Annotated in this window: 25 protein-coding genes; 11 read left to right on the forward strand and 14 right to left on the reverse strand. The window is 65.5% G+C overall.

Annotated features, from left to right (window positions below; translation table 11 throughout):
- Positions 1 to 48: 48 nt before the first annotated feature.
- Positions 49 to 1,491 carry a DegQ family serine endoprotease gene (locus CEY08_RS01210; RefSeq protein ID WP_076817933.1) on the forward strand — a complete coding sequence of 481 codons (1,443 nt, stop codon included), beginning with the start codon at positions 49 to 51 and terminating at the stop codon, positions 1,489 to 1,491.
- A 22-nt stretch (positions 1,492 to 1,513) separates the two neighbouring features.
- Here the strand turns inward: CEY08_RS01210 and maiA are convergent, their stop codons facing one another.
- From maiA to CEY08_RS01225, 3 genes are read right to left on the reverse strand one after another with little or no spacing between them, the layout of a single operon-like run.
- Positions 1,514 to 2,158 (reverse strand): maleylacetoacetate isomerase, encoded by a 645-nt coding sequence (gene maiA, locus CEY08_RS01215; protein ID WP_042792578.1) that lies wholly within the window; start codon positions 2,156 to 2,158, stop codon positions 1,514 to 1,516.
- Between the two features lie 50 nt (positions 2,159 to 2,208).
- Positions 2,209 to 3,186, reverse strand: coding sequence for a 4-hydroxy-3-methylbut-2-enyl diphosphate reductase (ispH, locus tag CEY08_RS01220; RefSeq protein ID WP_076815643.1), 978 nt, complete (start codon positions 3,184 to 3,186; stop codon positions 2,209 to 2,211).
- Entirely contained in the window at positions 3,186 to 3,662 is a 477-nt protein-coding gene (locus CEY08_RS01225) for an FKBP-type peptidyl-prolyl cis-trans isomerase (protein ID WP_084738608.1), read from the reverse strand. Before CEY08_RS01225 ends, ispH begins: the two co-directional genes overlap by 1 nt.
- Before the next feature lie 50 nt (positions 3,663 to 3,712).
- On the opposite strand from CEY08_RS01225, the gene radC reads away from it, so the two are divergent.
- From radC to CEY08_RS01255, 6 genes are all read left to right on the forward strand, one after another.
- Positions 3,713 to 4,390, forward strand: coding sequence for a RadC family protein (radC, locus tag CEY08_RS01230; RefSeq protein ID WP_076815645.1), 678 nt, complete (start codon positions 3,713 to 3,715; stop codon positions 4,388 to 4,390).
- A gap of 85 nt (positions 4,391 to 4,475) precedes the next feature.
- On the forward strand, positions 4,476 to 5,102 hold the full coding sequence (gene kynB / locus CEY08_RS01235; protein ID WP_042792574.1) for an arylformamidase: 627 nt from the start codon (positions 4,476 to 4,478) through the stop codon (positions 5,100 to 5,102).
- Positions 5,103 to 5,285: 183 nt separating this feature from the next.
- Positions 5,286 to 6,134, forward strand: coding sequence for a tryptophan 2,3-dioxygenase (gene kynA, locus CEY08_RS01240; protein WP_063641693.1), 849 nt, complete (start codon positions 5,286 to 5,288; stop codon positions 6,132 to 6,134).
- A 259-nt stretch (positions 6,135 to 6,393) separates the two neighbouring features.
- Positions 6,394 to 6,660, forward strand: coding sequence for a type B 50S ribosomal protein L31 (locus CEY08_RS01245; protein WP_042792573.1), 267 nt, complete (start codon positions 6,394 to 6,396; stop codon positions 6,658 to 6,660).
- Positions 6,661 to 6,784: 124 nt separating this feature from the next.
- Positions 6,785 to 8,515: an ArnT family glycosyltransferase gene (locus CEY08_RS01250; RefSeq protein ID WP_042792572.1), complete on the forward strand. Its 1,731-nt coding sequence runs from the start codon at positions 6,785 to 6,787 to the stop codon at positions 8,513 to 8,515.
- Positions 8,512 to 9,912 carry an MATE family efflux transporter gene (locus CEY08_RS01255; protein ID WP_042792571.1) on the forward strand — a complete coding sequence of 467 codons (1,401 nt, stop codon included), beginning with the start codon at positions 8,512 to 8,514 and terminating at the stop codon, positions 9,910 to 9,912. The genes CEY08_RS01250 and CEY08_RS01255 overlap by 4 nt, the downstream gene beginning before the upstream one ends.
- Positions 9,913 to 10,146: 234 nt before the next feature.
- Here the strand turns inward: CEY08_RS01255 and paaK are convergent, their stop codons facing one another.
- The 9 genes from paaK to paaA all read right to left on the reverse strand — a co-directional run bounded on the left by paaK (position 10,147) and on the right by paaA (position 18,521).
- Complete coding sequence (gene paaK, locus CEY08_RS01260; protein ID WP_042792570.1) at positions 10,147 to 11,460, reverse strand: phenylacetate--CoA ligase PaaK; 1,314 nt, start codon at positions 11,458 to 11,460, stop codon at positions 10,147 to 10,149.
- Between the two features lie 113 nt (positions 11,461 to 11,573).
- Complete coding sequence (gene paaI, locus CEY08_RS01265) at positions 11,574 to 12,044, reverse strand: hydroxyphenylacetyl-CoA thioesterase PaaI (protein WP_042792569.1); 471 nt, start codon at positions 12,042 to 12,044, stop codon at positions 11,574 to 11,576.
- A gap of 2 nt (positions 12,045 to 12,046) precedes the next feature.
- Positions 12,047 to 12,835, reverse strand: a complete 789-nt coding sequence (gene paaG, locus CEY08_RS01270; protein ID WP_063959869.1) for a 2-(1,2-epoxy-1,2-dihydrophenyl)acetyl-CoA isomerase PaaG — start codon at positions 12,833 to 12,835, stop codon at positions 12,047 to 12,049.
- Positions 12,836 to 12,975: 140 nt separating this feature from the next.
- Positions 12,976 to 14,640 carry a phenylacetic acid degradation protein PaaN gene (paaN, locus tag CEY08_RS01275; RefSeq protein WP_076815647.1) on the reverse strand — a complete coding sequence of 555 codons (1,665 nt, stop codon included), beginning with the start codon at positions 14,638 to 14,640 and terminating at the stop codon, positions 12,976 to 12,978.
- 46 nt (positions 14,641 to 14,686) lie between these two features.
- Positions 14,687 to 15,775 (reverse strand): 1,2-phenylacetyl-CoA epoxidase subunit PaaE, encoded by a 1,089-nt coding sequence (gene paaE / locus CEY08_RS01280; protein ID WP_042792565.1) that lies wholly within the window; start codon positions 15,773 to 15,775, stop codon positions 14,687 to 14,689.
- Between the two features lie 13 nt (positions 15,776 to 15,788).
- Entirely contained in the window at positions 15,789 to 16,295 is a 507-nt protein-coding gene (gene paaD, locus CEY08_RS01285; RefSeq protein WP_042792564.1) for a 1,2-phenylacetyl-CoA epoxidase subunit PaaD, read from the reverse strand.
- On the reverse strand, positions 16,292 to 17,056 hold the full coding sequence (paaC, locus tag CEY08_RS01290; protein WP_063641696.1) for a 1,2-phenylacetyl-CoA epoxidase subunit PaaC: 765 nt from the start codon (positions 17,054 to 17,056) through the stop codon (positions 16,292 to 16,294). Before paaC ends, paaD begins: the two co-directional genes overlap by 4 nt.
- A gap of 15 nt (positions 17,057 to 17,071) precedes the next feature.
- A complete protein-coding gene (gene paaB / locus CEY08_RS01295) occupies positions 17,072 to 17,356 on the reverse strand; it encodes a 1,2-phenylacetyl-CoA epoxidase subunit PaaB (RefSeq protein ID WP_006388300.1) in 285 nt (94 codons plus the stop codon).
- Between the two features lie 175 nt (positions 17,357 to 17,531).
- Positions 17,532 to 18,521, reverse strand: a complete 990-nt coding sequence (paaA, locus tag CEY08_RS01300) for a 1,2-phenylacetyl-CoA epoxidase subunit PaaA (protein ID WP_076817938.1) — start codon at positions 18,519 to 18,521, stop codon at positions 17,532 to 17,534.
- Between the two features lie 174 nt (positions 18,522 to 18,695).
- Between paaA and paaX the strand changes: the two genes are divergently transcribed.
- A complete protein-coding gene (gene paaX / locus CEY08_RS01305; protein ID WP_076815649.1) occupies positions 18,696 to 19,625 on the forward strand; it encodes a phenylacetic acid degradation operon negative regulatory protein PaaX in 930 nt (309 codons plus the stop codon).
- 21 nt (positions 19,626 to 19,646) lie between these two features.
- On the opposite strand, the gene CEY08_RS01310 is transcribed toward paaX, so the two are convergent.
- A complete protein-coding gene (locus CEY08_RS01310; RefSeq protein WP_063641699.1) occupies positions 19,647 to 20,279 on the reverse strand; it encodes an NAD(P)H-hydrate epimerase in 633 nt (210 codons plus the stop codon).
- 182 nt (positions 20,280 to 20,461) lie between these two features.
- Between CEY08_RS01310 and CEY08_RS01315 the strand changes: the two genes are divergently transcribed.
- The 3 genes from CEY08_RS01315 (at position 20,462) to CEY08_RS01325 (ending at position 23,184) form a co-directional block, all read left to right on the forward strand.
- Positions 20,462 to 21,823, forward strand: coding sequence for an acyclic terpene utilization AtuA family protein (locus tag CEY08_RS01315; RefSeq protein ID WP_076815651.1), 1,362 nt, complete (start codon positions 20,462 to 20,464; stop codon positions 21,821 to 21,823).
- A gap of 12 nt (positions 21,824 to 21,835) precedes the next feature.
- Positions 21,836 to 22,162, forward strand: a complete 327-nt coding sequence (locus CEY08_RS01320) for a DUF4387 domain-containing protein (protein ID WP_076815654.1) — start codon at positions 21,836 to 21,838, stop codon at positions 22,160 to 22,162.
- 71 nt (positions 22,163 to 22,233) lie between these two features.
- Entirely contained in the window at positions 22,234 to 23,184 is a 951-nt protein-coding gene (locus CEY08_RS01325; RefSeq protein WP_042792557.1) for a tripartite tricarboxylate transporter substrate-binding protein, read from the forward strand.
- Between the two features lie 3 nt (positions 23,185 to 23,187).
- Here CEY08_RS01325 and CEY08_RS01330 read toward each other — a convergent pair whose 3' ends face one another.
- The gene (locus tag CEY08_RS01330; RefSeq protein WP_076815656.1) at positions 23,188 to 24,162 is read right to left on the reverse strand and encodes a sigma-54 interaction domain-containing protein; all 975 of its coding nucleotides are present in this window, start codon (positions 24,160 to 24,162) and stop codon (positions 23,188 to 23,190) included.
- Between the last annotated feature and the right edge of the window lie 10 nt (positions 24,163 to 24,172).

Below are 24,172 nucleotides of genomic sequence, written 5' to 3' on the forward strand. Positions count from 1 at the left end.
AGGCCCGAAGATAGCGCCATGTCCTTCAACATGAACGCAGGAGCCGACATGAAGACCACCCAAATGAAACCCTCGCGCCTGGTGCTGGCGCTGCTGGCTGCCGGCGCCATTGGCGGCGCGGGCGCAACCGCCTTCACCGGCGGCGTTTCGATGGCGGCCAACGCGCCGGCCATCACTTCCTCCATCCAGGCGCCGGGCACTTCCAGCCCGCCCAACTTTGCGCAGATTACGCGCGATTTTGGCCCGGCCGTGGTGAACATCAGCGTCAGCGGCACCCGCAAGGTCTCCGCAGACGAAGGCGATCCCTTCGCCCAGTTCTTTGGCCAGTTCCCCGGCGGACGCGGACAGATGCCCTCGCGCGAAGTGCCGATGCGGGGCGAAGGCTCCGGCTTTATCGTCAGCGCCGACGGCATCATCCTGACCAATGCGCACGTCGTACAGGACGCCAAGGAAGTCACTGTGAAACTGACCGACCGCCGCGAATACAAGGCCAAGGTGCTGGGCTCGGACCCGCAGACCGACGTAGCCGTCCTCAAGATCGACGCCAAGAACCTGCCTGTCGTGAAGGTGGGCGACGTCAACCAGTTGCAGGTCGGCGAATGGGTGCTGGCCATCGGCTCGCCCTACGGCCTGGAGAACACGGCCACTGCCGGCATCGTCAGCGCGAAGGGTCGCTCGCTGCCCGACGATACGTCCGTACCCTTCATCCAGACGGACGTGGCGGTCAACCCCGGCAACTCTGGGGGCCCGCTGTTCAACGACCGCGGCGAAGTCGTGGGGATCAATTCGCAGATCTACAGCCGCACCGGCGGATTCCAGGGCCTGTCGTTCTCGATCCCCATCGACGTGGCCTACAAGATCAAGGATCAGATCCTCGAGCACGGCAAGGTGCAGCACGCCAGGCTCGGCGTGACCGTGCAGGAAGTGAACCAGGACCTGGCCAACTCCTTCAAGCTGGATGCCCCTTCGGGCGCGCTGGTCTCCAGCGTGGAGAAAGGCAGCGCTGCCGACAAGGCCGGCCTGCAACCCGGCGACGTGGTTCGCAAGATAGACGGCAAGACCATCGTATCCTCGGGCGACCTGGCCTCCACCATCACGCTTGCCACGCCGGGCGAAAAGATCAAGCTGGACGTCTGGCGCAATGGTTCGCAGAAGGAACTGGTAGCGACCCTGGGCGGCGTGCCCAAGGACAGGACACAGGCCTCAGCGGGCGATCAGGAAGTGCAGCGCGGCCAGCTCGGCCTGGCCTTGCGTCCACTAAGCCCGCAAGAGCAACAGGCAGCCGGCGCCGAAGGCCTGCTGATCGAACGCTCTATCGGCCCCGCCGCCAAGGCGGGGATCGAGCCGGGAGACGTGCTGCTGTCCTTGAACGGCGTGCCGGTACGCAATGTCGCGCAGGTCAAGGAGGCGCTGTCCAAGGCAGGCAAGACGGTCGCCCTGCTGGTGCAACGCGGCGAAGACAAGATCTTCGTGCCGGTGCAGATCGGCTAAGCCGACCCGCGCCCGGGTTGCGTCATTCCGCGTCGGGCTGCTTGCCCGGCGCGGCCGCGTCGAACGCCGGCAACGCGCGGCAGGCCGCATCGATGCGCACGACATTGGGCATGGCCGACAGGTCGCAATCGAAACGCTGGGCGTTCGCCACCTGGGGCACCAGGCACAGGTCGGCGATCGTGGGCGTATCGCCATGGCAGAAACGGCCGGTGGCGGGAGAACCCGCCAGCTGAGCCTCCAGGGCTTCCAGGCCCTGGTGCACCCAGTGCTTGTACCAGGCGGTCTTGGCGGCCTCGTCCACGCCCAGCGTGTGCTTCAGGTACTTCAATACGCGCAGATTGTTCAGCGGGTGCGTATCGCAGGCGATACCCAGCGCCAGGTCCCGCACTCGCGCGCGGCCTAGCGCGTCCGCCGGCAACAGCGGCACGTCGGGGTGCGTTTCTTCCAGGTATTCGATGATGGCCAGCGACTGGCCGATGACGGCGTCGCCATCGACCAAGGTGGGCACCAGCGCCGTCGGGTTCACCTTGCGGTAGTCCGCCGACAACTGCTGACCGCCATCCTTCAACAGATGCACGGGCAGATATTCGTACGGCAGCCCCTTGAGATTGAGGGCGATGCGCACTCGATACGCGGCCGAGCTGCGAAAGTAGCTGTACAACTGCATGAAGTCTCCTTGGTACTCTGATTGTTCTGATACGGCGATCGTGCGCCCGGCTATTCCAGCGATTCCGTCTGGGCCGATTTTCGGGATAGTCCCTTGGGCAGCGGGAATGCCACGTTCTCTTCCAGGCCCGGCATGGTGCGCACCGACAACGCGCCCAGTTCCTTGACCCGGTCGATCACTTGCTGCACCAGGATCTCCGGAGCGGAAGCGCCCGCGGTCACGCCAATGCGCTTGCGGCCCACCAGCCAGGCCGGATCGATCGATTGCGCGCCGTCGATCAGATAAGACGCCACCCCCTTGCGCTCGGCCACTTCGCGCAGCCGGTTGGAGTTGGAACTGTTGGGACTGCCCACCACCAGCACCAGATCGCAATCCGGCGCCATGACCTTGACCGCGTCCTGGCGGTTCTGGGTGGCGTAGCAAATATCGCTTTTCTTGGGCTCGACGATGTTGGGGAAACGCTGCTTCAGCGCCCGCGACACGGCCGCCGCATCATCCACCGACAAGGTGGTCTGCGTAACATAGGCCAGATTATCGGGATCGGCCACTTGCAGGCCCGCGACGTCCTCAACGGTCTCGACCAGATACATGCCCCCCTGGGCCTGCCCCAGCGTACCCTCGACCTCGGGATGCCCCTTGTGGCCGATCATGACGATTTCGCGGCCGGCCGCGCGCATGCGGGCCACCTCGATATGGACCTTGGTGACCAGCGGGCAAGTGGCGTCGAACACGCGCAGTCCGCGGGATTCGGCTTCGGCCCGCACTGCCTTGGACACGCCGTGCGCCGAGAACACGACAATGGCGCCCGCAGGCGCGTCGTCCAGCTCGTCGATGAAGATGGCGCCCTTGGCGCGCAGGTCTTCCACCACGTAGCGGTTGTGGACGATCTCATGGCGCACGTAGATAGGCGCGCCGTGCAGCTCGAGCGCGCGCTCGACGATGTCGATGGCGCGATCCACGCCCGCGCAGAAGCCGCGCGGCTGGGCCAGCAGGACTTCCGCGCCCGCGGCGGTGACAGGCTGGCTCATCAGAGGACTCCCAAGAGCGCCACGTCGACCCGCAAGCTGATGCCCGCGAGCGGGTGGTTGAAATCGAACAGGGCCGATTCATCATTGATTTCCTTCAGGACGCCCGAATAGCGGCCGCCATTGGGCGCGGTGAATTCCACCAGATCGCCCGGCTCGAAGGTGGCGTCAGCGCCGGCATGCTCGGCAAGCATGGCGCGCGTAACGCGCTGGATGAGTTCGGGATTGCGGTCGCCGTAGGCGTCGGCCGGCGCCACCGTGACGCTGAAGCGCTCGCCTTCGGCACGGCCGACCAGCGCCGCCTCCAGGCCAGGCGCCCACTGGCCGCTGCCCATCTGCAGCGTACCGGGACGGCCGTCGAAGGTGTCGGCGAACACGGAATCCTTGCCCGGCCCGGAGGCCAGCGTGATGCGGTAGTGCAGGGTCAGGTAGGAATCCGGACGGACAAAAACGTTCACTTCATTAGAGGCGATGCTCACGATCTGCCACCGTATATGCAATTGAATAAACCTTGATTTTAGAGCCTCTTATGAAATTGTCCGCCCGCCTCCCCAAACATGAGCGCCCCAGGGAGCGCTTGCTGCGCCTGGGGGCCGCCGCGCTTCAGGACGCGGAACTGCTCGCCATCGCCCTTCGCACCGGCATTCCCGGACTGGACGTCGTGGGATTGGGCACTCGGTTGCTGGAAAGATTCGGCGGCCTGCGGGGGCTACTGGGCGCCACACCCGAGGAACTCACGGCGGTTCCCGGCCTGGGCGCGGCCAAGGCCTGCATGCTGGCCGCCCTGCTGGAACTGGCCCGCCGCGCCATCGAGGAGGACCTGGCCCGGATCAACAACCTGGACCACCCGCTGCAGGTCAAGCAGTACTGCCAGATGGCGCTGGGACACCGCCAGGTGGAACACTGCATCGCGCTGTACCTGGATAACCGGCTGCGCCTGATCGCAACCGGCGAACTGGCGCGCGGCACACTCTCCCAGGCATCGGTCTACCCCCGCGAGGTCGTGCGTGAGGCCCTGCGCCACCATGCAGCCGCCCTGATCATCGCCCATAACCACCCCTCTGGCCTGGCGGAACCCAGTGCCGCGGACCGCGAATTCACCCGGCACCTGAAACAGGCGCTCGCACTGGTGGAAATCAGGCTGGTGGACCATTTGGTCGTCGCGGCCGGCACGGTGGTGTCCATGGCCGAACTCGGCGCCCTGTAGAGGCTGCGGCCCGCCCCGGAATTCGTTAGACTACCGCCCGCAATTGCTTTAGGCTTAACGCATCTCCAGACCATTTCCGCCCGATATGAAACGCCTGTGGGACATTTCCCCGCCCGTCTCCACGGCATCGCCAGTCTTCCCCGGCGATACGCCGTACCGCCAGCAATGGAAATGGTCGCTGACGCCCGGCTGCCCGGTCAATGTCAGCGAAATCACGCTGTCCCCGCATATCGGCGCGCACGCCGACGCTCCCCTGCACTACGAGAACGGCGCGGCCGCCATCGGGGCGGTGTCGCTGGAACCGTTCCTGGGCCCCTGTCGTGTCATCCACGCCATCGATTGCGGCCCCCTCATCACGGTGGACCATCTTGCCCATGCGGCCCTGAACCTGCCACCCCGCGTGTTGGTCCGTACCGCCAAGCACGCTGCCCAGGACTGGTGGACCGACGATTTCTCCGCCTACGCGCCCCAGACCATTGAATGGCTGGCTGAACGCGGCGTCATGCTGATCGGCCTGGATACGGCCAGCATCGACCCCGCGTCCAGCAAGACCCTGGACAGCCACCACACGATCTTGCGGCACGACATGCGGGTACTGGAGAACCTGGTGCTCGACGACGTGCCGGAAGGCGATTACGAGTTGATCGCACTGCCGTTGGCGCTGGTCCAGGCCGATGCCAGCCCGGTTCGCGCCGTCCTGCGCGAACTGTAGGCTGGTCCGCTGGCCATTGCGCGGCTGATCCGGAAATTCAGCCGCCCATTCTGGAAGCACGACCATGAAGAAAAATTCAGCTTCGCATGCGGCGCTCGGCCGCATCCGCCCGCACGCGCCCAACTGGCGCGCGCTGCCCGCCTCCGCCCGTCGCGCGGCACCGCCCTGCCACGGAGGCCGCGCATGACCCACCCCGAACGCCCCGAAGACATCGTCCGCCAGGAAAAAGCGCAGTTGGATTTCACGCGCGACATGACCTATGGCGACTACCTGCATCTGGACGAACTGCTGGGCGCGCAGCATCCGCTGTCGCCCGAACACAACGAGATGCTCTTCATCATCCAGCATCAGACGAGCGAGCTCTGGATGAAGCTGATGCTGCACGAGTTGCGCGCCGCCATCGCAAACGTGGCCTCCGATCGCCTCCAGCCCGCTTTCAAGATGCTTGCCCGCGTCAGCAAGATCATGGAACAGCTGGTCCATGCCTGGGATGTGCTGGCAACCATGACGCCGCCCGAATATTCCGCGCTGCGTCCCTATCTGGCGCGCTCCAGTGGATTCCAGAGTTATCAGTACCGCCAGGTCGAATTCCTGCTCGGCAACAAGAACGCCGCCATGCTCAAGCCGCATGCGCACCGCGACGACCTGCTTGCCCAGGTTCGCAGCGCCTATGAAGCCCCGTCGCTGTACGACGAGGCATTGCGGCTGTTGGCGCGCCATGGCCTGGACGTGCCGGCCGATCACCTCGAGCGCGACTGGACGCAGCCCTATGAATCCTCGGCGGGGGTGGAAGCCGCCTGGCTGACCGTATACCGGCAGCCCGACCGCTACTGGGACCTGTATCAACTGGGGGAAAAGCTGACCGACCTGGAAGACGCGTTCCGCCTGTGGCGCTTTCGCCACGTCACCACCGTCGAACGGGTCATCGGGTTCAAGCGCGGCACAGGCGGCACCTCGGGGGTGGATTACCTGCGGCGCATGCTGGAAGTGGTGCTGTTTCCCGAGATCTGGAAGCTGCGCACGGATCTCTAGATCCTAGCCTGAAGGTCCAGGCGGATTCTTATCCGACCCTGATTTTTAGCAGGCAAGCGCCCCATTCGGGGCCTTTCACCCCCTTGGCCTGCCCAAAATTCCCATGCTAGAATTTGGGGTTACTTTTTGGATACGTGGCTAGAACGGCTTACGACTATCCTGCCGCTGGGCACCCATTACCCAAGCAGGCGAGATACCGGGCATTTTGGCTGGCGACCCTAACAACTTGCAAGGCTCGATCGAGCCCTAGGAAAGCACCATGAAAGAAGGCATTCACCCCGAATACCGCGAAGTCGTCTTCGCCGACCTGCAAACGGGCAACAAGTTCATCACCCGTTCGACCGTGCAAACGCGCGAAACCATCGAAATGGATGGCAAGACGTACCCGCTCTTCAAGTGCGACGTGACCTCCGAATCGCATCCGTTCTACACGGGCGCTCAAACCCGCATCGTCGAAACCGGCCGCGTGGAAAAATTCCGCGCCCGCTTCGCCCGCACTGCCGGCACGGTCAAGTCCGCTTCCTGATCCTGTCGCTCCCGCGGGAGCCGCAGCAAAAAGGCAGCCTCCGGGCTGCTTTTTTTTCTCCCAGGCCGTCCGATTTCGACGCTGGGTACTAGCGCAACCAGACCACTCGGTTACATTAACGCCCGTGTCCCCACTTTCCATTTCCACTCCGGCCCGGCTCACGTCCGTGGCCACCGCAAAACTGCCCAGGCTGATCCTGCTGGGCTTGTCGCTGGCCTACATCGTGGCCGGCCTGTTCATGCGCGACCCGTGGAAAACCGACGATGCGGTGGGGCTGGCAACCATGCTCACGGCGATCCGCGAAGGCGGCATCACCTGGCTGCTGCCGCAAGTGGGACACCTGGCCCATGCCGAGGAAGGCCCGCTGATCACCTGGGTGGGCGCGATATGCATCTGGCTGTTCGGCCCGTTCATCGGCGACATCCCCGCCGGCCGGTTGCCCAACCTGCTCTGGTTTGGCATCACCGCCACCAGCGTCTGGTACGGCACTTACCTGCTGGGCCGCCGGGCCGAGGCCCAACCGCTGGCGCTGCCATTCGGCGGCGAACCCGAGCCCCGCGACTATGGGCGCATGTTGGCGGACGCCGCGCTGCTGTTGCTGCTGGCCACGGTCGGCATCCTGCAGCGCACTCACGAAACCACCGTCGTGCCCGCCATCATGGCGTGGCAGGCGCTCGCGTTCTATTCGCTGGCGCGCAGCATCGACCGGCCGTTCACCGGCAGCACCACTCTGGGTATTGCCCTGGCGGCCAGTTTCCTCACCCGCGGCTGGGTGGGCGCCTTGCCCATCATGGTAGGCGCGGCCCTGGCGTTCTACCCTCACAGCCGCCTGTGGAAATGCCGGCGCTGGCTACCTTGGACCGTGCTGCTGACCGCCCTTTTGATCCTGGCCTGGTGGATTCCGGCCAGCCATAGCAGCGAGTACTGGATCCGCAACTGGAAGATCTGGAACCTGGCGTCGTTTGCCGCCCCCAACTGGCACGACATGGGCCGCACACTGCGCGACCTGCCTTGGTACCTGTGGCCGACCTGGCCGCTGGCCCTGCTGGCCGTGTGGCGCTGGCGCGCATGGCTCTACGCGCCCCACATCTGGCTGCCCCTGGCCATGTTGGCCTGCGCGGCGCTGGTGCTGTTCGGGCTGGAAGAAGCGTCCGACTCCGAGTACGTGCTGCTGGCCGTGCCGTGCGCGGTACTGGGCGCGTTTTCCCTGCCCACGTTGCGCCGCGGTGTGGTCAATACGCTGGACTGGTTCGCCGTCATGTGTTTTTCCCTGACGGCAGCGACGGTCTGGCTCGGCTGGGTCGCCCTGCACTTCCAGTGGCCGGCGCAGATTTCCCGCAACATCGCCCGCCAGACCACCGGTTACCAGCCCGAGATCTCCTGGATCGCGTTCGCGCTCGCCATAGGCTTTACGGTGGGCTGGATCGCGTTGGTGGTGTGGCGACTGCGGGTGCGGCCGCAAGCGCTGTGGCGAGGCACCGTGCTGTCGGCCGGCGGCCTGACCGTGACCTGGATCCTCCTGGTGCTGCTATGGCAGCCGGCAGTGGACTACGCCCGCAGCTATCGCACCGTGTCGGGCCAGCTGGCCCAGGCGCTGGAACAGCACGTGCGCCCCGGCGAATGCGTCCGCGGGCTGAGCCTGGGCAGCGGGCAGCGCGCCTCGTTCCTCATCTTCAATAACCTGACGTTCACCTTCGACTCCCGCTGCACGCTGGTGCTGCAACAGACCAGCAACCAGAGCCTGCGCGACAACACGGCCGCCTACAGCGACGGCGCCGAAGTGCTGTGGCAGGGAGGCCGCCGCGCGGACCGTCAGGAAGTATTCCGCCTGCTCAGAGTCGGCTCCCCCCGATGACACCCGCCCCCAATGCGCCGATGAGTTTCGGCGCCACCCTGCGCGGCATCGCCAGGCAGGCCTGGCCGGTGCTGGTCAGCCAATGGGCGGGCATCTCTTTTGGCGTGCTGGACACCGCCATGACGGGTCACTCCAGCGCGGCCGACCTGGCGGCCATGGCGCTGTCCGCCTCCATCTACATCACCATCTTCGTCGGGTTGATGGGCGTGGTGCACGCCCTGATCCCCATCCTGGCCCAGCATTTCGGCGCCGGCAACAATCTCGAAGTCGGCCGCAGTTGGGGCCAGGGCGTGTGGCTGGCGCTGGGGCTGTCCGTGGTCGGCGCCGTGCTGATGCTGTTTCCGGACATGTGGTTGTCCATGTCGGGCGAAGTCGCCCCCGGCGTGCGGGAACGCATCGGATCCTACCTGCAGGCCTTGGTGCTGGCGTTGCCCGCCGCGCTGGTGTTCCGCACCATCTACGCGCTGGGCACCTCGGTCTCGCGCCCCAAGCTGGTCATGGCGATCAACCTGACGGCCATCGGCTTCAAGGCCTTCTTCAATTGGCTCTTCATCTACGGCAAGCTGGGACTGCCGGCCATGGGCGCCACCGGCGCCGGGCTGGCCACGGCCGTCGTGTCATGGATGAGCCTGGGGCTGGGCCTTTGGGTCATTACGCATGACCGCTACTACCGGCGCTTCAAACTCCACGTGGGCAAGCCCGACTGGAAAACGCTGAAGGAACTGCTGCGGCTGGGCATTCCCATGGGCGGCTCGTACCTGGTGGAGGTGTCGGCCTTCACATTCATGGCGCTGCTGGTGGCGCGCGAAGGCACCTACGTGACCGGCGGCCACCAAATCATGTCCAACCTGGCCGCGCTCTGCTACATGATGCCCATGGCGCTGGGCGTAGCTACCGCGGCCCTGACCGCGCAGGCCATCGGCGCCGGCAACCTGGCCCATGCGCACCGCACGGGCATGGCCGGACTGGCGCTGGGCCTGCTGGGAGCGCTGCTGACGGCGGGAGTACTGCTGGCCGGCCGTCCCCTCATCCTGGCCGCCTACACCGACAACCCCGAAGTGGCTGCGGTAGCCACCACGCTGCTGGCCGTCCTGCCCCTGTTCCATCTGTTCGATTCGATGCAATGCATCAACTCCTATCTGCTGCGCGCCTACAAGGTGGCGGTGGTTCCCCTGCTGCTGCAAGTCGTTGCGCTGGCGGGCGTGGGACTGGTGGGCGGCTGGTGGTTCGGCTTCGGCCCGGGCCGCGGCGGCCTGGACGGCGTGCGCGCCATCCTGGTCCCCGGATCGCCACAAGGCGCGGGCAGCATGTGGCTGATGGCCATGGTCGGCCTGGGGCTCTCTGCCGCCCTGCTCCACTACTGGTACCGGCGCATCGTGCGCGGGACAATCAAGTAAAAAAAGCAGCCTAGCGGCTGCTTTTTCACTACCGCTTCCTGGAACACGCGCGCGGCGTTGGGGGCTCGCGCCGCCGCCAGGCCGCCCTAAGGCGGCGCCGCCCCCTCGGGGGGCAGCTAGCCCGCGCAGCGGGCGCGGCGTGGGGGCTCCTTTCCCCGCCGGGCCGCCCCAAGGGGAAAGCGCCCCCTCGGGGGGCAGCTAGCCCGCGTAGCGCGGCGCGGCGTGGGGGCCCTATTATTTCGGCCGCTTATCGATCACGCGGCGCGCCTTGCCGGTCAGCGTGCGCTCCACGTGGCCAGCATCCGATACCTGGATGCGCGCGCTGACGCCAATGTGCGTCTTGACCGCGTGCTGGAGCTGCTTGCCCAGATTGGCGCGTTCCGCATCCGACAGCGTCGAAAATTCCGCGCGCAGTTCCGTCAGGATTTCCAGTTCGTCCATATTGCCGGTGCGCGACAACACCAATTGGTAGTGTGGCGCCAGCTGGGCGATCTTGAGCACCAGCTCCTCGACCTGGGTCGGGAACATATTGACGCCGCGCACGATCAGCATGTCGTCGCTGCGGCCGGTGATCTTGCCGATGCGGCGCATGCTGCGCGCGGTTGGCGGCAGCAGGCGCGTCAGGTCGCGGGTACGGTAGCGGATGATGGGCATCGCTTCCTTGGTGAGCGAGGTGAACACCAGTTCACCCGGCTCGCCGTCGGCCACGGGTTCGCCCGTGTCGGGATTGATGATTTCCGCGTAGAAGTGGTCTTCCCAGACCACCGGACCGTCCTTGGTCTCGACGCATTCACTGGCCACGCCCGGGCCCATGACTTCCGACAGGCCGTAGATGTCGACGGCGTCGATGCCTGCTTCGGCTTCGATGTCGGCACGCATCTGCCCGGTCCAGGGTTCGGCGCCGAAAATCCCGATGCGCAACGAACTTTGACGCGGATCAATCCCCTGGCGGCGCTGTTCCTCCAGAATATTGCAGAAATAGGAAGGCGTGACCATGATGATGTCCGGACGGAAATCATTGATCAGTTGCACCTGCTTTTCCGTCTGTCCGCCCGACATCGGAATGACCGTGCAGCCCAGGCGTTCCGCGCCGTAATGCGCGCCCAGGCCGCCGGTGAAGAGACCGTAGCCGTAGGCAACGTGCACCGTGTCGCCCGGCTTGCCGCCCGCCGCGCGGATCGAGCGCGCCACCAGATTGGCCCAGTTGTCCAGGTCGCTCTTGGTGTAGCCCACGACCGTGGGCTTGCCGGTGGTGCCGCTGGAGGCATGAATGCGCGAGATGCGCTCGCGCGGCACGGCGAACATGCCGAAGGGATAGTTCTCGCGCAATTCCTTCTTCGTGGTGAAGGGAAACTTCGAGATATCGGAAAGCTGTTTCAAGTCGTCGGGATGCACCCCGGCTTCGTCGAAGGCCTTCTTGTAGTGCGGAACGTTTTCGTAGGCATGCTTGAGCGACCACTTCAGCCGCTCCAGCTGCAGCGCGCGCAGCTCATCCTCGCTGGCATGCTCGATGGGGTCCAGCCCCGGCTTGCTCATGGTGTTGGACATGGTTATCTCTCTCCTGAAATTCTCTCTGCGCGGGGTCCGGTTGCCTGGCGGGCGGGATACCCGCACAAGCCATCAATCCGGCCCGCGGCCGTATCTTTGGTTGGATGGCTGCCTCAAGCGTCCGCCGGAACCCCGACGATCTGGCCCTTGATGCGGTAGGAGCGGCCGCGGAACAACGCCACGTTGCGTCCGTCCTGATTGGTCACGGTCACGTCATAGACGCCGGTGCGGCCGGCCAGCGAACGCTCTTGGGCAACAGCGGTCAGCAGGTCTCCTTCGAAGCCTGGGGCCAGGTAGTCGATGGTGCAGCCCGAGGCCACGGTGCTGACGTTGCGCGAATTGCAGGAAAAGGCGAAGGCGCTGTCCGCCAAGGCGAAGATGAATCCGCCGTGGCAGGTCTTGTGGCCGTTCAGCATGTCGGCGCGCACGCGCATCGTCAGGCGCGCATAACCCGGTGCCATTTCTTCGACTTTCATATCCAGGCCCTGCGACGCCGCGTCACCCGCGTACATCACGGTGCCGACGGCCTGCGCCAGCTCCTGGGGATCGGTCGGCACTTCGACCGCGGGAACATGTGCATTCATTCTTATTGCCCCTTGAATTGCGGTTCGCGTTTGCCGAGGAAGGCGGCCACGCCTTCCGCGTAGTCAGCGCTGCGGCCGAGTTCGCGCATCATGTCGCGCTCCAGGTCCAGCTGCGTGGACAGGTCATTGCCCAGGCTGGCCTGCATGGCCCGCTTGGTGTAGGCGAGGCCCTTGGTGGGCGCCTTGGCGAAGTGCTGGGCCAGGCGCTCCAGCGTGGCGTCGAATTCGTCGTCCGCCACGCATTGCCAGATCAGGCCCCATTCTTCTGCCTGCTTGGCGCTGAGCTTGTCGCCCAGCATGGCCAGGCCCATGGCGCGAGCCCGGCCGACCAGGCGCGGCAGCACGAACGTTCCGCCGGTGTCGGGAATAAGCCCGAGGCGGCAGAACGACTGGATGAACGAGGCCGAAGCCTTGGCGATGACGATGTCTCCGGCGAACGCCAGGTTGGCGCCCGCCCCCGCGGCAACGCCGTTCACACCCACCACGACGGGCATCGGCAAGGCGTTCACGCGGCGCACCAGCGGTCCGTAGAACTTGTCGACGGTCTCGCCCAGATCCGGCGGCGTACCGTCGGGCGCGGGTTTGCGTTCGCTGAGGTCCTGGCCGGCGCAGAAGCCGCGGCCGGCGCCGGTCAACACCAGCACGCGCGCACCTTCGGTTTCCACGCGGGTCAGGGCATCGGCCACTTCACCATGCATGTTGGCCGTGAAGCTGTTCAGCTTGTCCGGACGGTTCAGCGTCAAGCGCGCGATGCCGCCCGACAGGTCGAATTGAATGTCTTGATAGGTCATATCAGTTATCCATGGCGGGCACGCCACTCACGTCAAAAATCGTCAGCCCCCTAGCCGGGCAGCGCGGAGCCGGCTTTGCCGGTCCGCAGCTGCTCCCCCTCGAGGGGGAGCGCGCAGCGCTTCGGGGGCGGGTCTCATCCTCAAACATGGCGGCGGGTTTGCACCACGCGGAAGCGGTTGGACACGAAGGCCGAGTCGGACAGCGCGGCGTTGGCGGCCGGGTTGGCGCCGGTGCCGTGGAAATCGCTGAAGGCGGCGGTCTGGTTGACGAACACGCCCCCCGTCAGGTTGAGCGACAGGGACACCCCGGAGACTTCCGCCGCGTCCTGCACCTGGTCGGCGACGGCGTCGCTGGTGGTGTAGGCGGACAGCGACAGCGCGCCATGCTTGATGACGCTGTCGCGCGCCAACTGGATGCTGTGGGTGGTGGAATCGGTGGCCACCACGAAGGCGATCGGGCCGAACCATTCCTGGCTGATGGCGGCATTGCCGGCTTCCGCGCGCAACAGCAGCGGCGTGCGGACGCGGGCATTCTCGAACTGCGGATGCGTCAGCGCCTTGCTGTCGGCAACCACCGGCAGGCCCAGCGCGCGGGCCTTCTCGATGCGCTCGACAATGCCTTCATTCTGGATGGCGCCGGTCAGCTCGACGGCCTTGGCCGCATCCGCGCCCACCTTCTCGACGGCAGCGCCCAGGGCGGCGGCGACTTCGTCAAAGCTGACGCGGCCTTCCGGAGTCTGGATGCCATCGCGCGGAACATAGATATTCTGCGGTGCGGTGCACATCTGGCCCGAATATAGGGCCAGGGAGAACGCCAGGTTGCGGGCCACGCCCTTCAGGTCGTCGGTGGAATCGATGATGACCTGGTTCACGCCGGCCTTCTCGGTGTAGACCAGCGCCTGGCGGGCATTGTTTTCCAGCCAGTCGCCGTTGGCGGTGCTGCCAGTGAAATCAACGATCTTGACGGCCGGGTCCAGCGCCAGCTTCTGCGCGGTGTCGTCGCCGGCTTCATGCGCGGCCAGCAGCACCACGTCCGGATCGAAACCCGCTTCCTGCAGGACTTCGCGCGCCACCTTCACGGTGATGGCCAAGGGCAGGATGGCGCCAGGGTGCGGTTTGACAATGACGGTGTTGCCGGTGGCCAGGCTGGCGAACAAGCCTGGGTAGCCGTTCCAGGTCGGGAACGTGGAGCAGCCGATCACCAGCGCGACGCCACGCGGCACCACGGTGAACTGCTTTTCCATGCGGATCGGGTCGTTCTTGCCTTGCGGTTTTTCCCAGACGGCCACGCCGGGGATGCGCGACATTTCCTGCCAGGCGTAGGTCACGGCTTCGAAGCCGCGGTCCTGCGCGTGCGGGCCGCCCGCCTGGAATGCCATCATGAAGCCCTGGCCGGTGGTGTGCTGTACCGCATAGGCGATCTCGAAGCTCAGCTTGTTCAGACGGGCCAGGATTTCCAGCGACACGCCCACCCAGGCGCGCGGACCGGCACGGCGCCAGTCTTCCAGCGCGCGCTTGGAGGCGGCAATCAGCTTATCGACCGGCACGTGCGGATAGCTAATGCCCAGGTCGAAGCCATAGGGCGATTTTTCGCCGCCCACGGTGCCGTCGGCATCATGCAGGTTCAGCGGAAAAGGCTTGCCCTTCAGGGCTTCAAAAGCGGCGCGGCCCTCGTCGTTGGCGGTCTCGCCGTAGTTGCGGGGGCTGGGCGATTCGGCAAAGGGGCTCCAGTAGCCGCGCAGGGAGGCTGCGGCCATGGCTTGCTCCAGCAGGGGCTGGTGGCGTTCGAAGAATTGTTGGGACACTGCGTCTCTCCAGATAAATATGGTTTTCTGCCTGGCGCGGGCCGGGTCAGGTTTCCTGGTCGAAGTCGATGACCAGCCGGTCGCTGACCGGGAAGCTCTGGCAGCTCAGGATGAAGCCGCGCGCGACTTCGTAGTCTTCCAGGGCGAAGTTGGCGTCCATATCCACCTCGCCTTCGATGACCTTGCAGCGGCAGGTGGAGCACACCCCGCCCTTGCACGAATACGGCAGTTCGATCCCTTGCGCCAGGGCCGAATCCAGCACGCTGTCTTTATTCTTTTCAATCACGAACATACGGCTGTGGCCGTCTTGCACCACGGTCACCTCGCACTGCCCCTTGCCGGGCGCCTGGCGGGCTTCCTGACCGGTGCGCAACGCGCGCGGCCCCTTGGGCGCGCCGAAAAGCTCGAACTTGATGTTCGACTTCGGAATACCCCGGGCCTGCAACCGCTCGACCACGCTTTCGGTCATGGTCTGCGGACCACAGACAAAAGCGTAATCGATATCCTCGGGACTCATCCAGGCCGACATCAGTTGATCGACCTTGTCGCCGTCCAGGCGACCGTTGAAGAGTTCGATGTCCTGGGTCTCGCGGCTCATGATGTAGACCAGGGAGAAACGCTCCATGTAGAGGTTCTTCAGGTCCTCGATCTCTTCGCGGAACAACACCGCCGACGAAGCGCGATTGCCGAAGAACAGCGTGAACTTGCTGTTGGGCTCGGTGGACAGCGCGGTCTTGACCAGGGAGAACACCGGCGTGATGCCGCTGCCTACGGCAAACGCCACATAGTGGCGCTTGTTTTCAGGGGAAAAATCGACGGTGAAGTTGCCGGCCGGCGCCATGACTTCCAGGGTCTGGCCCGGTTGCAGCTCATGGTTGGCCCAGCTGGAAAAGACGCCTTCGTCCACCTTCTTGATGGCCACGCGCAACAGCTTGTCGTGGGGCGCGGAACAGATGGAGTAGGAACGGCGCTGTTCCTGGCCGTTCAATTGCGTGCGCAGCGTCAGGTACTGGCCGGGCAGGAAGGCGAATTCCTCCGCCAACGTCTCGGGCAGGTCGAAGGTCACGACGACGGCATCGCGCGTGTTGCGCGCCACCGAGGCCACCGTCAAGGAATGGAATTGGTTCTGGCTCATTGCGAAACCGCTCTCAGTGAGTCTTGAAATAATCGAAAGGCTCGCGGCAAGACACGCAGCGATACAGCGCCTTGCACGACGTGGACCCGAAGTTGCTGACCAGGCGCGTATCTTTCGAACCGCAGCGCGGGCAGGCGATGGCCGGGCCGGCCGCGCGCCGGCTGATGCCCGAGATGTCGACGGCGCGTTCGGCGGGCGCGGCAATGCCGTAGCCCTTGAGCGCCTCGCGCCCCTTCTCGCTCATCCAGTCCGTGGTCCAGGCCGGGGCGAGGCGGGTTTGCACACGAACTTCGGCGATACCGTGACGGGCCAGCGTCTGCTGGATGTCCTGCGTGATCTCGCGCATGGCCGGGCAGCCGGAATACGTGGGCGTGATGACCACGACACAGGCGTCGCCGTCCCAGGACACGTCACGCACCACGCCCAGATCCACCACGGACAGCACGGGGATCTCCGGATCGGGGACCTCTTGCAGCCAGGCGTACACCTGGTCGGCGGAAACGGGCGCCAGGGCGTTCACCAGGTGGCTCCCGGATAGGCGCGCGGCAGGAACTGCATTTCGGCGAGCACGTAGCCTAGTTCCTCGGTGTGCTTGCCCTGCCGGCCGCCGCGGTACGCCGCATGGTTGGCGGCGGACTCGTCGGGCACGGTCAGGGTGGCTTCTTCCAGCACTTCGCATACATGCGCCAGCCAGGGTTCGCGCAAGGCCGACAGCTCGCATCCGATGCCGCGGGAGGCAACGTCCAGATCCACGGCATCGTCGGCGAACAGCTCGCCGGTGAAGCGCCAGGCGTCATCGATCGCCGCCTGCATCTTGGCGTGGCTTTCCGCCGTGCCGTCACCCAGACGCACCACCATGTCCGAGGAGCGGCGCACGTGATAAGTCACTTCCTTGATGGACTTGGCCGCGATGCCGGCAATGCGTTCGTCGCTCGACTTTTCCAGGCGTTGCAGCAGAAAGTAGTGCCAGACGTCGAACAAGAACTGGCGCGCCATGGTGTCGGCGTAGTTGCCATTGGGGCGTTCGACGAGCAGCACATTATGGAATTGGTGCGCATCGCGCAGGTAGGCCAGCGCGTCTTCGTCGCGGCCGGCTCCTTCGACCTCGCCCGCCAGCGTCAGCCACATGCGGGCCTGGCCCAACAGGTCCAGCGCGGTATTGGTCAGCGCCAGGTCTTCTTCCAGGATCGGGCCGTGGCCAGTCCAGGCGCCTAGCCGCTGCGACAGGATGAGCGAGGAATCGCCCAAGCGCAGCAGGTATTCAAACAGAGTCTTGTCCATGTCTCCCCCGCCGTCTTACATGTGCTTGATTTCTTCGGGCATCGGGAAGAACGTGGGATGCCGGTAGACCTTGCTGTTGGCGGGTTCGAACAGCGGATCCTTGTCGCCAGGACTGCTGGCCGAGATGTCTGACGCGCGCACCACCCAGATGCTCAGGCCTTCATTGCGGCGGGTATAGACGTCGCGGGCGTGGTTGATCGCCATTTCAGCGTCGGGCGCGTGCAGGCTGCCGACGTGTTTGTGCGCCAGGCCGTGCTGGCTGCGGATGAACACTTCCCACAGGGGCCAGTCTTTACTCATGATGAATGTCCTCGAATACCGGGCGCGCGCCGCGCGCCCTGATCTGCAATGTTTAGAAGTGTGAGTCTGGAAGCTCACCTACCGCAGCTTCCGCGCGGAGCCGGCTTTGCCGGTCCGCTGCGGCGCCCCCTTGAGGGGGGAAGCGCGCAGCGCTTCGGGGGTGGGCTTTATCCTTTCACGCAGCCTTGCGCTCGGCCTGTTTGTCGGCGTAGGCGACCAAGGCGTCGCGCACCCAGGCGCCGTCCTCGTGCGCCTTGACACGCGCGGCCAGGCGTTCGCGGTTGCAGGGGCCGTTGCCCTTGAGCACGGCATAGAACTCGCTCCAGTCGATCTCGCCGAAGTCGTAATGACCGCGCTCGGCATTCCACTTCAGTTTGGGGTCCGGAATGGTCAGACCCAGGAATTCAGCCTGGGGCACGGTCTGGTCCACCATCTTCTGGCGCAGTTCGTCGTTGGAGAAGAGCTTGATCTTCCAGGCCATGGACTGGGCGCTGTTGGGCGAATCGGCATCCGAGGGACCGAACATCATCAGCGCCGGCCACCACCAGCGGTTCAGGGAGTCCTGCACCATGGCCTTCTGCTCCGGCGTGCCGTGCAGGCACATCTGCATCAGCAGGTCGTAGCCCTGGCGCTGGTGGAAGGACTCTTCCTTACAGACGCGCACCATGGCCCGCGCATAGGGGCCGTAGGAACAGCGGCACAGCGGGATCTGGTTGATGATGGCGGAGCCATCGACCAGCCAGCCGATCATGCCGATGTCGGCCCAGCTGAGCGTGGGGTAGTTGAAGATACTGGAGTACTTGGCGCGGCCGGCATGCAGGTCGTCGATCAGGTCGTCGCGCGACACGCCCAGCGTTTCGGCGGCGCTGTACAGATAGAGGCCGTGACCGGCTTCGTCCTGGACCTTGGCCAGCAGGATGGCCTTGCGCTTGAGCGAAGGCGCGCGGGTGATCCAGTTGCCTTCGGGCAGCATGCCTACGATTTCGGAGTGCGCGTGCTGGGAAATCTGGCGCACGAGCGTCTTGCGGTAGGCATCCGGCATCCAGTCCTTGGCTTCGATGCGGACGCCGTCGTCGATCCGGCGCTGGAACGTCTGTTCCCGGCCTTCGAGCTGGTCCGCGGTCTTGACCTGCTTGACGCCGGTTTCGACGAGTTGAGCGTACATGTCTGTCTCCTTGAAGACGGTTTGCGAAAACGCAAAGCAAACGTTCCGCAGTGCCGTCATGTCATAGGCGGATTATTTAATACAAAAAATTCATTGTCAAACTCAAATCTGTATCACATTGGATTTATGTATCATATTGAGGATCCCGATATCGGCCGCCTGCGGCCCCCTCTAATGGCAAACCCTCAGTCGCCCCTGGACCGCTTTCTGTCACGCCTGATCAAGAACGATCCGCCACGCGCAAAATCGCTCTGCGTCAGCCTGCTCGGGGACGCACTCGCGCCGCACGGCGGCGCCATCTGGCTGGGCGATCTGATCGAACTGCTGGCCCCGCTGGGCATCAACGAACGCCTGCTGCGCACCAGCGTGTTCCGACTGGTCGCCCAGAACTGGCTGCAGTCCGAGCGGCACGGCCGGCGCAGCCTCTATCTGATTTCCGATCAGGGTCTGCGCCACACCGCGCACGCCTCCCAGCGCATCTACGTGGGTCCGCCCAAGGAATGGAATGGAGAATGGACGCTGGTCGCCCTGCCGCGCACCGGCAACGGGCTGGCCGAGCGCGCCGAGCTCCGCAAGGAACTGGTGTGGGAAGGATTTGGCATGATCGCGCCTGGCCTGTTCGCGCATCCACACACGGAGGCCAGCGCCGCCCATGACATCCTGGAAAAGTTGGGCATTCCAGACCGCGCGCTGGTGCTTTCGGCGCGCGACCTGGCCGGCGCGGGTGGCCTGCCCATCGCCAGCCTGGCCACGCAATGCTGGAACCTGGACGAACTGGCTGAACAGTATCGCCAGTTCGCCAAGAATTTTGGCCCCTTGGAAAAGCTGCTGGAGACCCCGCCCTCGCCCGCCGAGGCCTTCATCGTGCGAGTCATGCTGCTGCACAGCTGGCGCCGGATCGTGCTGCACGATCCGCAACTGCCCGGCCCCATGCTGCCCGACGACTGGCCCGGCCATGGCGCGCGGGAAATCTGCGGGCGCATCTACTGGCGGGTGTTCGACGCCTCGGAAGCGCACCTGGACGCCCTCGCCGGCCGCGACAACGAGCGCTACGCGCCGCTGGCGGCCGACATCGCCACACGCTTCGGCGGCAAGCCCGTCTAGGAAATCTGCCGGGCGCCGCGCTCAGGCGCCGTCCGCGTCCGGAATTACCACACCCAGCGAGTCCACCTCGGATACGCCGCAGGCGTCGCGTCCTGGTCCCGGCAGTTCCAGGCCTCTGGCCCGTCCGATGAAGGACAGCGTCCAATGCGCACGGATCGGCCGGCCCAGGGCCTGCCCGGTGTCGGCGTCTATGCCGCTGGGTACGTCCAGCGCCAGCACCGGCACATCCCAAGCGTTGACCCTGTCCACGAGCGCCTGCCAATCCGCGCCCAGCGGACGATTCAGTCCGATACCGAACAGGCCGTCGATGACTAGCCCAGGCATAAAACCCGGTTCCAGCGTGGACCAGGTTTCGCCGCCCGCCGCCTGCCACCTGGCATGGGCATGGGCGGCGTCGGCGGGCAGGCCGCGCGCGCCCGATGGCAACAGCACGCGTACATCGTGGCCCATCGCGCGCAAGCCGGCCGCCGCTTCCAGCGCATCGCCACCGTTGTTGCCGGGCCCCGCCAGCGCCAGCACCGCCGTCCCCGGCCGGACCTGCGCCGCGGCATAGCGGGCGGCGGCGGCTCCTGCCAGAGGCATCAAGCGCCGGCCCTGCGCCAAAGCCTGGCGTTCGGCCTCGCGGATCCGGGCAACGGGATAGGAAGTCGACATGGCTGGGATTACGCGTGAAATTCACGCATTGCGTGAAAATTTACCAACAAATCGGAACACGCCGAGCAGGGCACGCAGCAAACACGCAGGGCGCGCGGCATCTGCAGGCTGGCATGCATTTTGCGTTGTAGTCGAGGCCGGTACGAGCGAGACCGGACGACTCAACCGAAGAGACTATACCAATGCGTTCCATGAGCATCATCTGCCCGAACGGGCATTTAGGATTCGCCCCCCTGCGCACCGAGAGCTTTCAGCTCGGCGTCGCCGCCGGGCCGGACTGCATCGCCGCCGACTCGGGCAGCGACGACGTGGGGCCCGTGCCGCTGGGCTCCGACACCTCAACCAGCCCGCAGGCGTGGCAGCGCCACGACCTGGAGCAGATGCTGCTGGCGGCGCGCAAGCTGGGCGTGCCCATGATCATCGGATCGGCGGGGGATACCGGTTCCAACAGCCGCGTCGACCTGTATGTGCGCCTGATCAAGGAAATCGCGGCGGAACACAAGCTGGCGCCGTTCAAGATTGGTTATTTCTATTCAGAGGTCGACAAGGAGCGCGTGCGCCGCGCCCTGCGCGACGGCCAGCAGGTGGCGGGGCTGGACGGTTACGCCGACCTGACCGAGGCCGAGCTGGATGCCAGCGACCGCATCGTGGCAGTGGCCGGCGTGCATCCCTACATCAAGCTGCTGGAGGCTGGCGCGGACGTAATCATCGGCGGCCGCAGTTCGGACGCCGCCGTGTTCGCCGCCCCCGCGCTGCACCGGGGCTACGACGCGGACAAGGCCTACTACCTGGGCAAGGTGCTGGAATGCGCGTCCTTCTGCGCGGAACCCTACGGCGGCAAGGAAACCGTGATGGGCGAAATTTCGGCCGAAGACGTGCGCGTTACCGCCATGCACCCCGACCAGCGCTGCACCATCGCCTCGGTCGCGGGCCACGCGATGTATGAACGCTCCAATCCCTATGAAGAGTTCTTCGCGGGCGGCCGTCTGGACATGGCCGAATGCCGGTACGAGCAGCTCAGCGAAAAGACTACCCGCATCACGGGCTCGCGCTTCGAGCCTGCCACCCAGGTGCGCGTGAAGCTGGAAGGCTCCGGCAAGGTCGGCGAGCGCTACATGGGGCTTTGCGGCATACGCGACCCCTACACCATCGCCAACGTGGACCGCGTCATCGCCTGGGCGCGCGACAAGGTGCGCGAGCGCTTCGGCGATTCAGGCTATGAGCTTCACTACAAGGTCTATGGGCGCGACGGCGTCATGGGAGACCTGGAACCGCTGAGGGACCAGCCCGGCCATGAGCTTTGCGTCATGGTCCAGGGCGTCGCTCCGACCGCCGAGATGGCCGAGGAGCTGACGCTCACGGGCTTGCGCCAGATGTTCTATGCCCGCCTGCCCGACGTGAAGGGCACGGCCGGCTCCGTATCGTTTCCGCTGGACGAGGTGGTGCGCACCAGCGCGGCCTATCGCTGGACCCTGAACCATACGCTGCCGGTGCAAGACGCAGGCGAACTCTTTCCGACCCACCTCACCGAGGCTGGCGCCTGAGCCAGCAAGACCATGAGCACCCAGAAACTCAGCACCCTGGCCAAGACCATCCGCAGCAAGAACGCGGGCGTCAACAAGATTACCTTCGACATCATCTTCCGCGAGCCGGCGACCTACGAGGCGGTCAAAAGCTCCGGCGCGCTGACACGCGCCAGCATGGCGGCTCTCTACCGGATCGACGACAACCGCATCTCGGACTTCGTGCATTACGATCCCGGCCTGGCCATCAAATTCACGATCTACCGGCTGGCTCCCAGCGGGTCCGCGGGCGATGGCGATATCTTCGGCGCCCAGCAGTACGCGCCTCTGCTGGACGTCGCCATCCCCATGCCGGACTGAACGCTGCGGGCGCCATGTCCGGCGCCCGCTCCAACCTCCGCTCTCCTAGAGAATCGATCATGAAAGCGCTAATGCATACAACGTTGTTCCTGGCGGCATCCCTGCTGGCCGGCGCGGCAGCGGCCCAGACGGCAGTGCCCAAGCAGGTCAAGATCGTGGTGCCGTTCACGGCCGGCGCCAGCAACGACGCGATCGCCCGCGCGATCGCGCCACAGCTCGCTGCGCGTCTCGGCAACACGGTCATCGTGGAAAACCGTGGCGGCGCGGCCGGGGCGATCGGCTCCGAGTATGTCGCCCGCTCGGCCAAGGACGGCTCGGTGCTGCTCCTGACCTCGTCGACCTTCCTCACCACCGCCGCCACGCAGCCGCACTTGCCGTACGACCCGCTGAAGCAGTTCGCGCCGGTGGCGATGATAGGACAGGGTCCGTTGGTCATCGCGGCCTCGGCGCAGACCCCCTACACATCCTTGAAGCAATTGCTGGAAGCCGCCCGCGGCAAGCCGGGAGCCCTGAACTATGGCAGCGCGGGCGTGGGCTCACTGGCGCACCTGGCCACGGTCATGCTGGATGACGCCGCGGGCACGGAAATGACGCATGTGCCCTACAAGGGCGCGGCAAATGCCGCCTCGGACCTGGCTGGCGGCCTGATCCACGTCATGCTGTCCAACTACAGCACGCTGGCTCCGGTGGTGCAAAGCAAGAAGGTCACCTTGCTGGCCACCACGGCGCAAGCGCCCTCCCCGGCGTTCCCCGACCTGCCGCCGGCCGCGCAGGCGCTGCCGGGCTATTCGGTCCAGATCTGGGTGGGCGTATTCGCCCCCGCGGGCACGCCGCAGCCCTATATCGACAAGCTCAACGCCGCCCTCAACGAGATCGCGGCATCGCCAGAGATGAAAGCACTGCTGGATCTGGACGGAACGGTGCCCACCCGCATGGACAGCGCCGAGTTCGGCACGCGCGTGCGCGAAGAGCTCGCGCTGTGGCAGGGCATCGCGCGCAAGCACAACATCAGCGCGGAATAGGCTTCAGCCGTCCAGCCCCAGCTTGAGCATCTGGTGGCGCAGGGCATGCCGCGTCAAGCCCAGGGACTCGGCGGCACGGCCCAGGTTGCCCTCCTGGGCCTGGAGCGCCGCGCGAATCAGTCCGCGCTGAAACTGCGCGGACTGGTCGGCATAACTGCCCCCGCCCGCGGTTGTAGCCGCTAGGGCGGGCTTGCCTGCTTCCCGCAGAATGCGCTGCGGCAAATGGCGGGCCAGGACCGTCTCGCCATCCTCCAGGATGCAGATCCGCTCCAGGAGATTGCTGAGCTCACGCACGTTGCCCGGCCAGGCGTAGGTTTTGAAGATGCGCCGGACCTCAGCGTCGATGGCGGTGAAGCGGCTGCCGTGGGTGGCGTTGTAACGTTCCAGGAAGCGCTGCGCCAGGACGATGACATCGTCGCCTCGCTCGCGCAGCGGCGGCAGATTGATCGACACGACCTGCAGGCGGTAATAAAGGTCGTCCCGGAAACGTCCTGCCTGCACTTCCCCCAGCAGGATCTTGTTGGTGGCGGCAATGAAGCGGGCATCGACCGAGACTTCCTGCACGGAACCGATGCGCCGGAAGCGCCGACTGTCCAGCAAGGTCAGGATCTTGGCCTGCATGACGGGATCCAGTTCGCGGATCTCGTCCAGGAATACGGTGCCGCCGTTGGCGGCTTCCAGCAGCCCGGTCTTGCGCGCAACGGCTCCCGTGAACGCGCCGCGTTCATGGCCGAACAGCTCGGACTCGAGCAGATTGCCGGGGATGGCTGCACAGTTGATCTCGGTGTAGCCCTTGGCCGCGCGCGCGGACTGCGCATGCAGGTTTCGGGCCACCAGCCCCTTGCCGGTGCCGGTTTCACCGTAAATGAGAACGATGCTGGCCTTGCTGCGCGCCACCCGGCCGACCAGATCGCGCAAAGCCGCCATCGACGGGTGATCCCCGATGAGCGGCTCGCAGGCGGATGAGGCGGCGGGCATGGGCGCGTAC

This window comes from Achromobacter insolitus (assembly GCF_002209555.1).
Lineage (GTDB): Bacteria > Pseudomonadota > Gammaproteobacteria > Burkholderiales > Burkholderiaceae_B > Achromobacter > Achromobacter insolitus.